At 59.9% G+C, this 13,825-nt stretch carries 13 protein-coding genes; 7 read left to right on the forward strand and 6 right to left on the reverse strand.

Annotated features, from left to right (window positions below; genetic code table 11):
• The first annotated feature begins 178 nt into the window (after positions 1 to 178).
• Positions 179 to 1,390, forward strand: a complete 1,212-nt coding sequence (locus tag ACKZ62_RS19965) for a pyridoxal phosphate-dependent aminotransferase (RefSeq protein WP_032889055.1) — start codon at positions 179 to 181, stop codon at positions 1,388 to 1,390.
• 303 nt (positions 1,391 to 1,693) lie between these two features.
• A complete protein-coding gene (htpX, locus tag ACKZ62_RS19970) occupies positions 1,694 to 2,581 on the forward strand; it encodes a protease HtpX (protein WP_032889053.1) in 888 nt (295 codons plus the stop codon).
• A 57-nt stretch (positions 2,582 to 2,638) separates the two neighbouring features.
• Here the strand turns inward: htpX and ACKZ62_RS19975 are convergent, their stop codons facing one another.
• Positions 2,639 to 3,295 carry a thiopurine S-methyltransferase gene (locus ACKZ62_RS19975; protein WP_122680118.1) on the reverse strand — a complete coding sequence of 219 codons (657 nt, stop codon included), beginning with the start codon at positions 3,293 to 3,295 and terminating at the stop codon, positions 2,639 to 2,641.
• 105 nt (positions 3,296 to 3,400) lie between these two features.
• Between ACKZ62_RS19975 and ACKZ62_RS19980 the strand changes: the two genes are divergently transcribed.
• The gene (locus ACKZ62_RS19980) at positions 3,401 to 4,168 is read left to right on the forward strand and encodes a DODA-type extradiol aromatic ring-opening family dioxygenase (RefSeq protein WP_032889047.1); all 768 of its coding nucleotides are present in this window, start codon (positions 3,401 to 3,403) and stop codon (positions 4,166 to 4,168) included.
• An 86-nt stretch (positions 4,169 to 4,254) separates the two neighbouring features.
• Here the strand turns inward: ACKZ62_RS19980 and ACKZ62_RS19985 are convergent, their stop codons facing one another.
• Complete coding sequence (locus ACKZ62_RS19985) at positions 4,255 to 5,928, reverse strand: DEAD/DEAH box helicase (protein ID WP_027606997.1); 1,674 nt, start codon at positions 5,926 to 5,928, stop codon at positions 4,255 to 4,257.
• A gap of 422 nt (positions 5,929 to 6,350) precedes the next feature.
• Between ACKZ62_RS19985 and ACKZ62_RS19990 the strand changes: the two genes are divergently transcribed.
• Positions 6,351 to 7,142 (forward strand): crotonase/enoyl-CoA hydratase family protein, encoded by a 792-nt coding sequence (locus ACKZ62_RS19990; protein WP_447095710.1) that lies wholly within the window; start codon positions 6,351 to 6,353, stop codon positions 7,140 to 7,142.
• Between the two features lie 115 nt (positions 7,143 to 7,257).
• Here ACKZ62_RS19990 and ACKZ62_RS19995 read toward each other — a convergent pair whose 3' ends face one another.
• Positions 7,258 to 8,013 (reverse strand): spermidine synthase, encoded by a 756-nt coding sequence (locus ACKZ62_RS19995; RefSeq protein WP_032889040.1) that lies wholly within the window; start codon positions 8,011 to 8,013, stop codon positions 7,258 to 7,260.
• 124 nt (positions 8,014 to 8,137) lie between these two features.
• On the opposite strand from ACKZ62_RS19995, the gene ACKZ62_RS20000 reads away from it, so the two are divergent.
• Positions 8,138 to 9,484 carry a class II 3-deoxy-7-phosphoheptulonate synthase gene (locus tag ACKZ62_RS20000; protein WP_032889037.1) on the forward strand — a complete coding sequence of 449 codons (1,347 nt, stop codon included), beginning with the start codon at positions 8,138 to 8,140 and terminating at the stop codon, positions 9,482 to 9,484.
• A 96-nt stretch (positions 9,485 to 9,580) separates the two neighbouring features.
• On the opposite strand, the gene ACKZ62_RS20005 is transcribed toward ACKZ62_RS20000, so the two are convergent.
• Entirely contained in the window at positions 9,581 to 10,813 is a 1,233-nt protein-coding gene (locus ACKZ62_RS20005; RefSeq protein ID WP_447095711.1) for a winged helix-turn-helix domain-containing protein, read from the reverse strand.
• Positions 10,814 to 10,858: 45 nt separating this feature from the next.
• A complete protein-coding gene (locus tag ACKZ62_RS20010) occupies positions 10,859 to 11,065 on the reverse strand; it encodes a DUF1127 domain-containing protein (protein WP_032889032.1) in 207 nt (68 codons plus the stop codon).
• A 96-nt stretch (positions 11,066 to 11,161) separates the two neighbouring features.
• On the opposite strand from ACKZ62_RS20010, the gene ACKZ62_RS20015 reads away from it, so the two are divergent.
• Positions 11,162 to 12,016: a LysR family transcriptional regulator gene (locus ACKZ62_RS20015; protein WP_032889029.1), complete on the forward strand. Its 855-nt coding sequence runs from the start codon at positions 11,162 to 11,164 to the stop codon at positions 12,014 to 12,016.
• On the opposite strand, the gene ACKZ62_RS20020 is transcribed toward ACKZ62_RS20015, so the two are convergent.
• Positions 12,006 to 12,755 (reverse strand): TSUP family transporter, encoded by a 750-nt coding sequence (locus tag ACKZ62_RS20020; protein ID WP_122680123.1) that lies wholly within the window; start codon positions 12,753 to 12,755, stop codon positions 12,006 to 12,008. The two genes, ACKZ62_RS20015 and ACKZ62_RS20020, sit on opposite strands and share 11 nt — an antisense overlap.
• Before the next feature lie 108 nt (positions 12,756 to 12,863).
• Here ACKZ62_RS20020 and ACKZ62_RS20025 point away from each other — a divergent pair, with 108 nt between their 5' ends.
• Complete coding sequence (locus ACKZ62_RS20025; RefSeq protein WP_032889023.1) at positions 12,864 to 13,814, forward strand: LysR family transcriptional regulator; 951 nt, start codon at positions 12,864 to 12,866, stop codon at positions 13,812 to 13,814.
• Positions 13,815 to 13,825: the final 11 nt, after the last annotated feature.

Below are 13,825 nucleotides of genomic sequence, written 5' to 3' on the forward strand. Positions count from 1 at the left end.
GCCTGATCTGTGTCTTTTCCATGGATCAGGCGGCACGTATGATTGCGCCTCTTCAAAACGCCAGTCTGGCACCCGCGCTATCGGCATTCAAACGTATTTATGGGTGCGGGCCTCGCAGGATTCGCAGTACGGTAGTGCACACACCGTCTGGATCGTTCATTTTCAGGATCACATCGCCATGCAGGTCAGCAAATCGAACAAGCTCGCCAACGTCTGCTACGACATTCGCGGCCCAGTGCTCAAGCACGCCAAACGCCTGGAAGAGGAAGGTCATCGCATCCTCAAGCTGAACATTGGCAATCCGGCGCCTTTTGGTTTCGAAGCACCGGACGAAATCCTCCAGGACGTTATCCGCAACCTGCCTACCGCTCAGGGCTACAGCGACTCCAAAGGCCTGTTCAGCGCGCGTAAAGCGGTGATGCAGTACTACCAGCAGAAGCAGGTGGAAGGCGTCGGCATTGAAGACATCTACCTGGGCAATGGCGTGTCCGAACTGATCGTGATGTCCATGCAGGCCCTGCTGAACAATGGCGACGAAGTGCTGGTACCGGCACCGGACTATCCACTGTGGACCGCTGCCGTGACACTGGCCGGCGGCCACCCGGTGCACTACCTGTGCGACGAAGGCGCCGACTGGTTCCCGGACCTGGCTGACATCAAGGCCAAGATCACTCCGAACACAAAGGCACTGGTGATCATCAACCCGAACAACCCCACCGGCGCGGTGTATTCCAAGGAAGTGCTGCTGGGCATGCTGGAACTGGCACGCCAGCACAACCTGGTGGTGTTTTCCGACGAGATCTACGACAAGATCCTCTACGACGACGCCGTGCACGTGTGCACCGCCTCCCTGGCACCGGACCTGTTGTGCCTGACCTTCAACGGCCTGTCCAAGTCCTACCGCGTGGCGGGTTTCCGCTCCGGCTGGATCGCCATCTCCGGTCCCAAGCACAACGCCCAGAGCTACATCGAAGGCATCGACATGCTGGCCAACATGCGCCTGTGTGCCAACGTACCGAGCCAGCATGCGATCCAGACCGCTCTGGGCGGCTACCAGAGCATCAATGACCTGGTACTGCCCCAGGGCCGCCTGCTGGAACAACGCAACCGCACGTGGGAGCTGCTCAATGCGATCCCCGGTGTGAGCTGCGTGAAACCCATGGGTGCGCTGTACGCTTTTCCACGGATAGACCCGAAGGTATGCCCGATCCTCAACGACGAAAAGTTCGTGCTCGACTTGTTGCTGTCGGAAAAGCTGTTGGTGGTTCAGGGCACCGCGTTCAACTGGCCGTGGCCGGATCACTTCCGCGTGGTGACCTTGCCGCGCGTAGATGACTTGGACATGGCGATTGGCCGTATTGGCAATTTCCTCAAGACCTATCGCCAGTAGTAGCATGGCGCTGTACGACCGACATTCGGTCGTACGGCGATTATCTGGCAACACTTCTCTGATCTCGCCCTTTTTCTGTATGGCACTTGCCTCTCTCAAGCCACGTACCCCCTATAATTGCAGGGTTGTGAGGCAAAAAGTGGGGCATCTCTGGTGACATTCCTAGTCGGAAAATCCCTTCAAAGCTCTACATTCAGGCTGTAGGACACAGTTTGAAATAGTCGCTCGGTTGAATCACCCCATGCCGCACCTTATATACCCCGCAGTACGCGACATATTAAGCATGAGGAGAACTCTACAACCATGATGCGCATCCTGCTGTTCTTGGCCACTAACCTGGCGGTCGTGCTGATTGCCAGCATCACCCTGAGCCTTTTCGGCTTCAACGGGTTCATGGCGGCCAACGGGGTTGATCTGAACCTCAATCAGCTGCTGATTTTCTGTGCGGTCTTTGGTTTTGCAGGCTCGCTGTTCTCGCTGTTCATCTCCAAGTGGATGGCGAAGATGAGCACCAGCACCCAAGTCATCACCCAACCACGCACTCGCCATGAACAATGGCTGATGCAAACCGTGGAGCAGTTGTCTCAAGAAGCAGGTATCAAAATGCCCGAAGTCGGGATTTTCCCTGCTTATGAGGCCAATGCCTTTGCGACGGGCTGGAATAAGAACGACGCGCTCGTGGCCGTCAGTCAGGGCTTGCTCGAACGCTTCTCACCCGATGAAGTAAAGGCAGTACTCGCGCACGAAATTGGTCACGTAGCCAACGGCGACATGATTACCCTTGCGCTGGTACAGGGTGTGGTCAACACCTTCGTGATGTTCTTTGCGCGAATTATCGGTAACTTTGTGGACAAAGTAATCTTCAAGAACGAAGGCGGTCGCGGCATCGCCTACTTCGTGGCGACCATCTTTGCCGAAGTGGTGCTGGGCTTCCTGGCCAGTGCGATCGTGATGTGGTTCTCGCGCAAACGAGAGTTCCGCGCAGACGAAGCCGGCGCGCGCCTGGCAGGCACCAATGCAATGATCAGCGCGCTGCAACGCTTGCGTTCCGAACAGGGCCTGCCAGTGCATATGCCTGACAGCCTGACCGCCTTTGGCATCAACGGCGGCATCAAACAGGGTTTGGCTCGTATGTTCATGAGCCACCCACCACTGGAAGAGCGTATTGACGCGCTTCGTCGTCGGGGCTGATACCTGGTAATGCAAAAAAGGGGCGATCTGATCGCCCCTTTTTTTGTGGGCACAGTTTTATGCCCGCGCGACTCTGTAGACCCGCTCGTCCAAGCCCGTGACGCCGTCCTGCACGAACTTCCAGCTCTCACCCAGAATGTCTTGCTTCTCGATCACCTGCAGGCTCCAGTGTGCTCCCAACAGTACCTTTACCTCTTCATCCGTCACCGCAAACGGTGGGCCTGCCTTTTGCGTCTGGTCGTAGTCGAGGGTGATCAGCAAACCCTGGCAGCCTGGACGTAGCATGTTGTTCAACTGCTCGGTGTATTGCGAGCGCATCAACGGCGGCAAGGCGATCAGAGCGGCACGGTCATAGACCGCAGTGCAATCAGCCAGAACCTCAGCGTCGAGAGCGAAGAAATCGCCGCACCACACTTCGATCAAATCAGCCTGATACACCGTGAACACACCGCGCTGAGTGATTCGCGGCGTCAGGCTCTGCTCGCTGAAGAAGGCTTCAACCGCCTGTTCTGATAGCTCAACGCCGAGTACCCGATGACCCTGGGTGGCCAGCCACATCAGGTCCAGGCTTTTGCCACACAGCGGCACCAGTACCTTGGCGCCCTCCGCGAGCGCCAACGAAGGCCAATGCCGTTCTAAATAAGGATTAACCTCAGGCAAATGAAAGCCGAGCTGGTTTCTCGCCCAGCGCTCCTGCCAAAACTTGGGCTCCATGGAATCACCTCCGATAATTCGATCAAAACGCGCTAAAACTTATATTAGATTTAGATCAATGATCTGATTGAAGATGGCTACATGTTAACGCTCAGGACTCTTCTTATGTTCCCCAGCCTGTTTATCTCCCACGGTTCGCCCATGCTTGCCCTTCAACCCGGCGCCAGCGGACCGGCTTTGCAACGCCTGGCTGCCGAAATGCCCCGCCCTAAGGCGATAGTGGTGGTATCGGCACACTGGGAAAGCCACGATTTACTGGTCAGCGGCAGCGCCGCACCCGAAACCTGGCACGACTTCGGCGGCTTCCCCCGCGAGCTGTTTGCCGTGCAATACCCCGCACCGGGCAACCCACAGTTGGCGGGAGAGATCGTCGGGCTGCTGCGCGCCGACGGACTGAATGCACGCATCGACGACCAGCGCCCCTTCGACCATGGCACCTGGGTGCCTCTGTCGCTGATGTACCCCGCGGCGGATATCCCAGTCGTGCAGGTATCCTTGCCCAGCCGCATGGGCCCTGCCCTGCAGACGCGAGTCGGGCATGCCTTGACCAGTTTGCGCGAGGAAGGCGTACTGCTGATCGGTTCCGGCAGCATCACGCATAATCTCGGCGAACTGGACTGGCACGCAGGGCCTGAAAGCATCGAACCTTGGGCGCGGGGCTTCCGGGATTGGGTGGTGGATAAGCTCGCTGCCAACGATGAAGCCGCGTTGCACGACTATCGGCGCCAAGCGCCCCACGCCGTGCGCAGCCATCCAAGCGATGAACATCTGTTGCCGCTGTACTTTGCGCGTGGCGCTGGTGGGGACTTCAGCATCGCGCACCAAGGCTTCACCATGGGCGCCTTGGGCATGGACATTTACCGCTTCGGCTAACTCTTTATTGTTAAAACAGCGACGCAAAAAAAATCCCCGAACCAGTCGGGGATTTTTTATGTGTGATCAATCAGCCCAAGGGCGGATCAATCTTCGCGGTAGCGACGCAGCTTCAACTGCTTACCGGCAACGCGAGTGTCTTTCAGCTTGGTCAGCAGCTTCTCCAGACCGTCTTCCGGCAGCTCCACCAGGGAGAAACTGTCACGGACCTGGATACGGCCGATTGCTTCACGTGCCAGGCCACCCTCATTCAGGATAGCGCCCAGCAGGTTCTTGGCAGCGATACCATCACGCGCGCCCAGCGCGGTACGGCAACGAGCACGACCTTCAGCCAATGGAACCGGAGCACGACGCTCACGATCACCACGGTCTGGACGGTCGCCGGTACGCTCTGGACGATCACCGCGTGGCGCGTTGTTCGGTACCAGTGGGCGCTCTTTCTCGATAGCTGCCAGGGTCAGGGCCTGACCGTTTGTAGCCTTGCGCAGCAGGGCAGCAGCCAGGGCACGTGGAGTGCAACCGATATCGGCGGTCAGGCGGTCCAGCAGGTCGCCGTGAGTCGATTCAGCGTCAGCCACCAGAGGCGACAGGCTGTTGGTCAGTTTCTTGATGCGGGCATCGAGAACGGCCTGGGCATCCGGCAGGCGGACTTCGGCAACTTTCTGACCGGTTACGCGCTCGATCACTTGCAGCATGCGGCGCTCACGTGGAGTCACCAGCAGCAGTGCACGACCTTCGCGACCGGCACGGCCTGTACGGCCGATACGGTGAACGTAGGATTCTGGATCGTAAGGCATGTCAACGTTGAACACGTGGGTGATACGCGGAACGTCGAGACCACGAGCCGCTACGTCGGTCGCAACAACGATGTCCAGACGGCCATCCTTGAGGGAGTCGATCACGCGCTCACGTTGGTTCTGGGCAATGTCACCGTTCAGCGCAGCGGCTTTATAGCCTTTGGCTTCCAGGGCACTGGCCAAGTCCAGGGTCGCTTGCTTGGTGCGCACGAACATGATCAAGGCGTCGAAGTCTTCGACTTCCAGCAGGCTCAATACAGCCGAGGTCTTCTGGTCAGCGTGAACCAACAGGTGAGCCTGTTCGATCGCGGTAACGGTCTGAGTCTTGGTCTGGATCTTCACGTGTTGCGGATCGCGCAGATGGCGCTCGGCAATGGCACGGATCGACTGTGGCAGGGTGGCCGAGAACAGTACGGTCTGACGGGTCGGTGGCAGTGCCTTGAAGATGACTTCCAGGTCATCCATGAAGCCCAGCTTCAACATTTCGTCAGCTTCGTCGAGAACCAGGTGGTTCACGGTCGACAGTACTTTTTCGTCGCGACGCAGGTGGTCGCACAGACGGCCTGGGGTAGCCACGACGATCTGAGCGCCATTACGGATGGCTTTCAGTTGCGGGCCCATCGGCGCGCCGCCGTAAACGGCAACAACGGTAACGCCCGGCATTTGCTTGGCGTAGGTTTCAAAAGCGGTTGCTACTTGCAGCGCCAACTCACGGGTTGGCGCCAGGATCAGGGCTTGCGGCTCGCGCTTGGCAGGATCGATGCAGTGCAGGATAGGCAGGGCGAACGCGGCGGTTTTACCGGTACCGGTTTGCGCCTGGCCAATCATGTCTTGGCCGGCCATGATGATCGGGATCGATTGCTGCTGAATCGCCGAAGGTTCTTCGTAGCCGGTCGCAATGACGGCAGCAAGAATGTTCGGGTTAAGATTAAAAGCGGCGAAGCCGCCGGTTTCCTGGGTCATGGGTCTGCCTCTAAGTGCATCCGCAAAGACCCATGCTCCAAAGCTGCGCATGCCGTGTTGAGACTCAAGAGTCGCCCTGGCTGCTTTGTCGGCGGGGATTTGCGAAAACGAATGAATGAAAAAGATTCGTTAAGGAAGAGTCCGCTGTGCGGACATGCAGCCGAAGCTGACTTCGGGGAATTGCGCTACCTAAACGCGGCCCGGTTAAAGGCCGGCGCGCACTATACCGGAAATACTTGAAAAAGGGAGCTTTTTTTATCGCAAAGCACCGATAAACCGTGCTGCGTCACAGTCTTTGCAGATAATCCTGCCAGGGTCTATTTTTCAAAGGCCCGGCCCTGTTGGTCATAAGGCTTAAACGATTCACCCTTAGACCAAGACCTTTGGTCTGAAACCCTTCTCTCCACCCGAGGGCACACCCAATGAATCAAGCCAGCAGCAGCCGCGTCAGCCGTGAACTCCAGGGCCATGTCCTGCTGTTGGGCCTAGACCGGATGGCCAAGCGCAACGCCTTCGACCTGGATTTGCTCAATGAGCTGAGCTTGGCTTATGGCGAATTTGATCGAAACGATGACGCACGAGTGGCCGTAGTATTTGCCCATGGCGACCACTTCACCGCCGGCCTGGACCTGGCCAATGTCAGCGGGGTAATGGCGGGCGGCTGGCAACCGCCGCTGGGAGGCTGTGATCCCTGGGGCGTTTTCGCAGGCCCCAGGGTCAGTAAACCGGTGATCGTCGCCGCCCAGGGCTACTGCCTCACCATTGGTATCGAGTTGATGCTCGCGGCGGATATCAACCTGTGTGCGAGCAATACCCGCTTTGCGCAGATGGAAGTACAGCGTGGGATCTTTCCGTTTGGCGGTGCGACATTGCGCTTTCATCAGATTGCCGGCTGGGGCAACGCCATGCGCTGGCTGCTGACCGGCGACGAGTTCGACGCCCATGAAGCCCTGCGCCTGGGTTTGGTGCAGGAAGTAATGGCCAGTGAAGACCTGCTGCCCCGCGCCATCGAACTGGCCAGTCGCATCGCGCGCCAGGCGCCGCTTGGCGTCCAGGCCACCTTGATGTCGGCCCGCCTGGCGCGTGTGGAGGGCGAAACCGTTGCGGCCGCCGCGCTGCCGCCGATGGTGGATAAATTGCTGAACAGCGAGGATGCCAAGGAAGGCCTGCGCGCGATGGTCGAGAAGCGGCCGGGGCTATTCAAGGGCATTTGAGTCGCCTATACCGACGCCATCGGGGCAAGCTCCCTCCCACATTTGAAATGAGTTCCAAGTGTGGGACGTGCGGTGCGACGATTCGACTCGCCCCCGATGGCGTGGGTACAGGCGACTACGTAGCCGGCCGAATCGCCTTGATCAAGGGCTGCAACGAATACCCCAGACGCGGCGCCAACAACTCAGCCCGAGTAGAAAGGGCATCAAGATCCAGCTCCTGATCCAGCTCCGAAGGGACCAGCAAAATCACATTGCCCTCCTTCACCGGCAGTTCCCAGTAGTGCCGGTGATACAACCCACGCAACAACGCCGCGCCCAGCGGTTTGCCGTCGTCAGTCGCCCACTGATTGATCACCAGCCAGCCGCCGGGGTTGAGTTTCTTCTGGCAGTTTTCCAGGAAGGTCCACGCCAGGTGCCCAACGCCGGGGCCGACATCGGTATAGAGGTCGACGAAAATCAAGTCCGCCGATTCAGCGGTCTCCAGCAACTCCAGGGCGTCGCCGATGCGGATGTACAGGCGCGGATCATCGTCCAGCCCCAGGTACTCAATGGCCAGGCGCGGCACATCGGGGCGCAGCTCGATGGCTTCGACGTCTTCCAGCGGGAGGAACTTGAGGCACGCCTGGGTCAACGTACCGGCGCCCAGACCGAGGAACAAGGCGCTCTCCGGCTGTTCATGGCACAACGCGCCGATCAGCATCGCGCGGGTGTAGTCGTACTCCAGCCAGCTCGGATCTGCAGTGAACACGCAGCTTTGCTCAATGGCGTCGCCGAATTCGAGAAACCGGTAATCGGCCACTTCGAGCACACGGATCATGCCGAAGTCATCATGAACTTCGGCGAGCAGGCGCTCGACACGCTCCTCTGTCATCACTACTCCTAACGGGTTTGCTGTACGGCAAAGGCGCGATTGTCGGCCAACCGGCAGCAGCAGGTCACGCACTAATTGCTGATAACATTGGCGCCCGACCGTCAATCAGCCAATCGAGTTCATGATGAGCCAACCCTGGAGCCCCGACAGCTGGCGCGCCCTGCCGATCCAGCAACAACCCCAGTACCCGGACGCTGCACACCTGTTGCGGGTGGAGCAGAGTCTGGCCAGCTACCCGCCGCTGGTGTTTGCCGGGGAAGCCCGCGAGTTGCGCCGCCAGTTTGCCGAAGTGACCCAGGGTCGCGCCTTCCTGTTACAAGGCGGCGACTGCGCCGAGAGTTTCGTCGAGTTTTCCGCCGCGAAAATCCGCGACACCTTCAAGGTGTTGTTGCAGATGGCGATTGTGATGACCTTCGCCGCCGGCTGCCCAGTGGTGAAAGTCGGGCGCATGGCCGGACAGTTCGCCAAGCCGCGCTCGGCCAACGATGAGACCATCGACGGCATCACCCTGCCCGCCTACCGTGGCGATATCGTCAACGGCATCGGCTTCGACGAAAAAAGCCGTGTACCCGATCCGGACCGCCTGCTGCAGTCGTATCACCAATCCACCGCTACCCTCAACCTGCTGCGCGCCTTCGCCCAGGGCGGTTTCGCCGACCTGCATCAGGTGCACCAGTGGAACCTGGACTTTATCGCCAACTCCGCCCTGGCCGAGAAGTACAGCCAACTGGCAAACCGCATCGACGAGACCCTGGCCTTTATGCGCGCCTGCGGCATGGACAGCTCGCCCCAGTTGCGCGAAACGAGCTTTTTCACCGCCCATGAAGCGCTGCTGCTCAACTACGAACAAGCCTTCGTGCGTCGCGACAGTCTGACCAACGACTATTACGACTGCTCGGCCCACATGCTGTGGATCGGCGACCGCACACGTCAGTTGGATGGCGCTCACGTCGAATTCCTGCGCGGGGTGAACAACCCGATCGGCGTCAAGGTCGGCCCGAGCATGAACCCGGAGGATCTTATCCGCCTGATCGACATCCTCAATCCGAACAACGATCCGGGCCGCCTGAACCTGATCGCGCGCATGGGCGCAGGCAAGGTCGGCGACCATCTACCCAACCTGATCCGCGCCGTGCAGCGCGAGGGCAAGCAGGTACTGTGGAGCTCGGACCCGATGCACGGGAACACCATCAAGGCCAGCAGCGGCTACAAGACCCGCGACTTTGCGCAGATCCTCGGCGAAGTGAAGGAGTTCTTCCAGGTGCACCAGGCCGAGGGCAGCTATGCCGGCGGGATTCATATCGAGATGACAGGGCAGAACGTCACAGAGTGCATCGGCGGCGCGCGCCCGATCACCGAAGATGGCTTGTCGGACCGCTACCACACCCATTGCGACCCTAGGATGAATGCCGATCAGTCGCTGGAGTTGGCGTTCCTGATTGCCGAAACGCTGAAGCAAGTCAAACGCTGAAATTTTAGTTGCCAGAATTGACGCCATCGGGAGCAAGCCCCCTCCCACAGGGAAACGCATTCCAAGTGTGGGAGGGCGCTTGCTCCCGATGGTGCCCTAGAAACCAGCGCCGCCATTGAGCATCGCAAGCCGCAACCGAGCGGCGCTCGGGCGCTGGCAATTGAGCTGTACCTGTTCCAGCCCCAACCAATCGGCCATCTGCCGCAGGTTCAGCGCAAGCGCAAGCATCCCTTCATCATCCAACCCCAGCTCTTCCTCGTGCACCGCATGCACCGCCAAACGCCCGTTGGCGCGCTCCGCTCGCAGGTCCACCCGCGCGGCAATACGTTCGTTGTGCATAAACGGCAGCACGTAATAGCCATACACCCGTTTGTCTTGCGGGGTGTAGATCTCAAGCCGGTAACGGAAATCGAATAGGCGCTCTGTGCGGCTGCGCTCCCAAATCAGCGAATCGAACGGCGACAGCAGCGCACTCACCGATACTTTGCGCGGCACTTTCGGTTCTGGCAGGCAGTAAGCCAGTTGCTTCCAGCCTTGCACCTCGCACGCCAGCAATTGCCCCTCTTCGACCAATTCGGCCAGACGCTTGCGACTATCGGCGGGATCGAGGCGGAAGTAATCACGCAGGTCTTTTTCGGTGCCCACCCCCAAGGCGGTGGCGCTGTGCAACAACAAGCCGCGTTGGGCCTCGGCTTCAGTCAACGGGGCTTGCTTAAGGATGTCGCCAGGGATGACGCGCTCGGGCAAGTCGTAAAGGCGCTCGAAACCACGACGACCGGCAACGGTCACCAGGCCGGCGGCGAACAACCATTCAAGCGCGTGCTTTTCATTACTCCAGTCCCACCAGGGACCTGCGCGCTCTTCGCGGGTGGACAGGCTACCGGCACCGAGGGCGCCCTGTTGTTCGACGGTCTTCAGCACACGCTGAATGATGGACTGCTGCTCCCTTCCGAAACGCGCCATCTGCGAATAGATGCCTTGCCCCTGCTGCGCCCGCGCCATGCGCCAACCCATCAAGGGGTACATCGCCATGGGCAACAGCGAGGCTTCATGCCCCCAATATTCGAAGAGCGAACGCCGCCGGCCCTGGCTCCAAGCGGCCTGCTCAAGCAGTAAAGGAGAATAGCGACCCAGACGGGAAAACAGCGGAAGGTAATGGGAACGCACCACAGCGTTGACCGAATCAATCTGCAATACACCGAGACGCTCGATCAGTCGATTGAGGTGCGCGGACTTGATCTCTGCAGGCGGCTGGCGCCCGGAAAAACCTTGGGCCGCCAGCGCCATGCGTCGAGCTTGCTTGAGGGAAAAAGACTGGTCGGCGGGCATGGGAATCTCCTTGAAGGCGCGCGACCTACCCTACTGCATCCGGAGTCATTTTCGCAGCGGGTCTTCCCAGAAGTGCAGATGGCTCTCCTGCTCCACATCGGCGCGGCTGAGGCCGATGTCCTTGAGCGCTTCATCGCTCATGCTCGCCAGCATTCGGCGCTCTTCGTGCAATGCTTGCCAACGGGCTACGGTTTGAAACAACCCGGCAAACGGCCACTTCGCCATCAACGCAAAACCACTCTGACCTTTCATCTTCTCGCCCTCCCTTGGGGATGACGTCAGTGTGTGCGTGGCACTATGATCAATCCAACGAATGTTTCTTATGCAATACATCTCTGGGATTGATCAATGTCCAGCTACCCAAGCATCGACACTGAAGTGCTGCGCACCTTCGTCGCCATCGCCGACCAAGGCGGTTTTACCCGCGCTGGCGAACTGGTCAACCGCACTCAATCGGCGGTGAGCATGCAGATGAAGCGCCTCGAAGAAGACGTGTTGCAGCGCAAACTATTCGAGCGCGACGGCAGGCAGGTGCGCCTGACGCCCGAAGGCCAAGTACTGTTGGGTTATGCGCGGCGAATCCTGAAACTGCATAGCGAGGTGTTCAACACCCTGCGCGAGCCGCATATGGTGGGGCTGGTACGGATCGGCACGCCGGACGACTACGTAATGCGCTTCCTTCCGGGAATCCTCAAGCAATTTTCCAAAGCGTACCCGCTGATCCAAATCGAACTCCATTGCGAGTCGTCAACGGTGCTGATGCAGCGACGCGACCTGGCACTGACGGTAATCAGCCGCGAACCTGGCAAAGAAATCGGCGAACTGTTACGCACTGAACGGATGGTCTGGGCAGCAGCGCCCTGCTTTTGCGTGGAGGACCACGATGCCGTGCCCCTGGCAGTCTCCGGCGCCGACTGCCTGTACACACAGTGGACCCGCGCCGCTCTGGATGCTTCCGGCCGAGACTATCGCCTGGCGTACCACAGCACCAACGTGGCAGCTATCCAGGCGGTGGTGAGTGCCGGCCTGGCCGCGATGATCTGCATGGAAAGCCTGGTGACTGAAGACTTGCGCGTACTCGGCAGCGACGAGGGTTTCCCACCGCTGCCCTCGATGAACCTGCACTTGCTGCGCAATCCGCAAATCACCTCGCCAATCACCGAGTGCCTGGCCGAGTACATCCTGGAAGGCTTCAGACTTTAAAGGTCAGCATCACCGCACACACCACCAGGAACCCGCAGAACAGGCCACGCAACAGGCGTTCGGGTAATGCGTGGGCAACTTTCACGCCCCAACTGATACTGAGCAGGCCACCGACCGCCAGGGGTATGCCGATCATCCAGTCCACTTCGTGGTGCCAGGCGTAGGTGACGAGGGTCACGCCCGTGCTGGGCAAAGCCAAGGCCAGGGACAAGCCTTGAGCGACTACTTGGGTGGTGCCGAACACACTGGTCAGCACCGGAGTGGCGACCACCGCGCCGCCGACACCAAACAGGCCGCCCATGGAGCCGGATACGGCGCCCAGCACCCCGAGCCAGGGCCAGGAATAACGCATTTGCGCGGTCGGCGGCGCGTTGCGGGTGAACATGCGCAGCAGGTTGTAGCCCGACAACGCCACCAGAAAGGCAATAAAGCCAATCCGCATCGCGCCGGCATCAAGGCCTACCGCCCAGATCGAGCCCAGCCAGGCAAAGCTGAAACCCATAATCCCAAGCGGCAGCGCGTGACGCAGTTCAATTCGGTTGCGCTGGTGGTAACGCCACAGGGCGAGCATCACATTTGGCACTACCATCACCAGCGCGGTGCCCTGAGCAATTTGTTGATCCAGGCCAAACAATACGCCGAGCACCGGGATCGCAATCAGCCCACCGCCAATGCCAAACAACCCGCCCACCGTGCCCAAGGCAGCGCCCAGCACCAGGTAAATCGCTAAATCCCACACCGCTCATTACTCCACAATCCCAGGCTCTGCATGCTACGCAGTCGGCCCTGGCGCGGAAACGCACAGCAACGCACAATGGCTGTGCCAATTTTGCACAAGCACTCAGCCATGAATCCCAATACCCTCACTGATCAGTTGAGCCTGTTTCTAGATGTGCTCGAAACCGGCAGCTTTTCCGCAGCTGCACGCCGCCACCCACTGACGCCCTCCGCGGTGGCGCGGCGCATCGACAGCCTGGAAAGCTCAGTGGGTAGCCGCTTGTTCCAACGCAGCACTCATGCGGTAGTGCCGACGCCCGCTGGCCTGGCGTTTGCCGAGCGGGCGCGGCGGATTGTCAGCGAATTGCAACTGGCGCGCGCCGAAGCGGTGTCCCTGAGCCATGCGCCGGAAGGCTTGATCCGCGTGGATGCGCCCGCGGCGTTTGGTCGACGGCATCTGGCACCGGTGATTGCGGACTTTCTGAAGGTCTACCCCGGCCTGGACGTGCACCTGCATCTGATCGACAGTTTTGTGGATATGCAGGGTGCGCACTTGGGCAAGGTCGATCTGGTACTGCGGGCCGGGCATATCGTCGACACCCGGTTGATCGCCACGCCCTTGGCCAGCATCGTGCGCATCGCCTGCGCCAGTCCCGCCTACCTCAAAAGCCGCGGCACGCCGACCCATCCCCGAGAGTTGAGTGACCATGACGGCTTGGACTGGGATGGCCTGGCGCCGATGTTCGCGTGGCGCTTCGAGTTGGACGGGCGCCGCGCAACCTATCGCCCGCGGCGCATCCGAATGAGCGCCAACAATGCCGAAGCGCTGCTCTCAGGCGCGTTGGCCGGGTTGGGCATCGCCCACCTGCCCACTTGGCTGGCCAGCGAATACCTGGTGCGTGGCGAATTGCTGCCGCTGTTTTGCGAAGATGGCCTACCCAGCCCGGAAACCACCGGAATCTATGCGCTGCGACTGGAACAGCAGGCCAACGCGCGCAGCCGCTTGCTGCTGGAGTACCTCAAATCCCGTTTCAGTCCAGTGCCGCCATGGGATCTGGCGCTACAGAGCGGCCTGGTCTGAGCGCCTGGACC

The sequence above is a fragment of the Pseudomonas sivasensis genome (assembly GCF_052938085.1).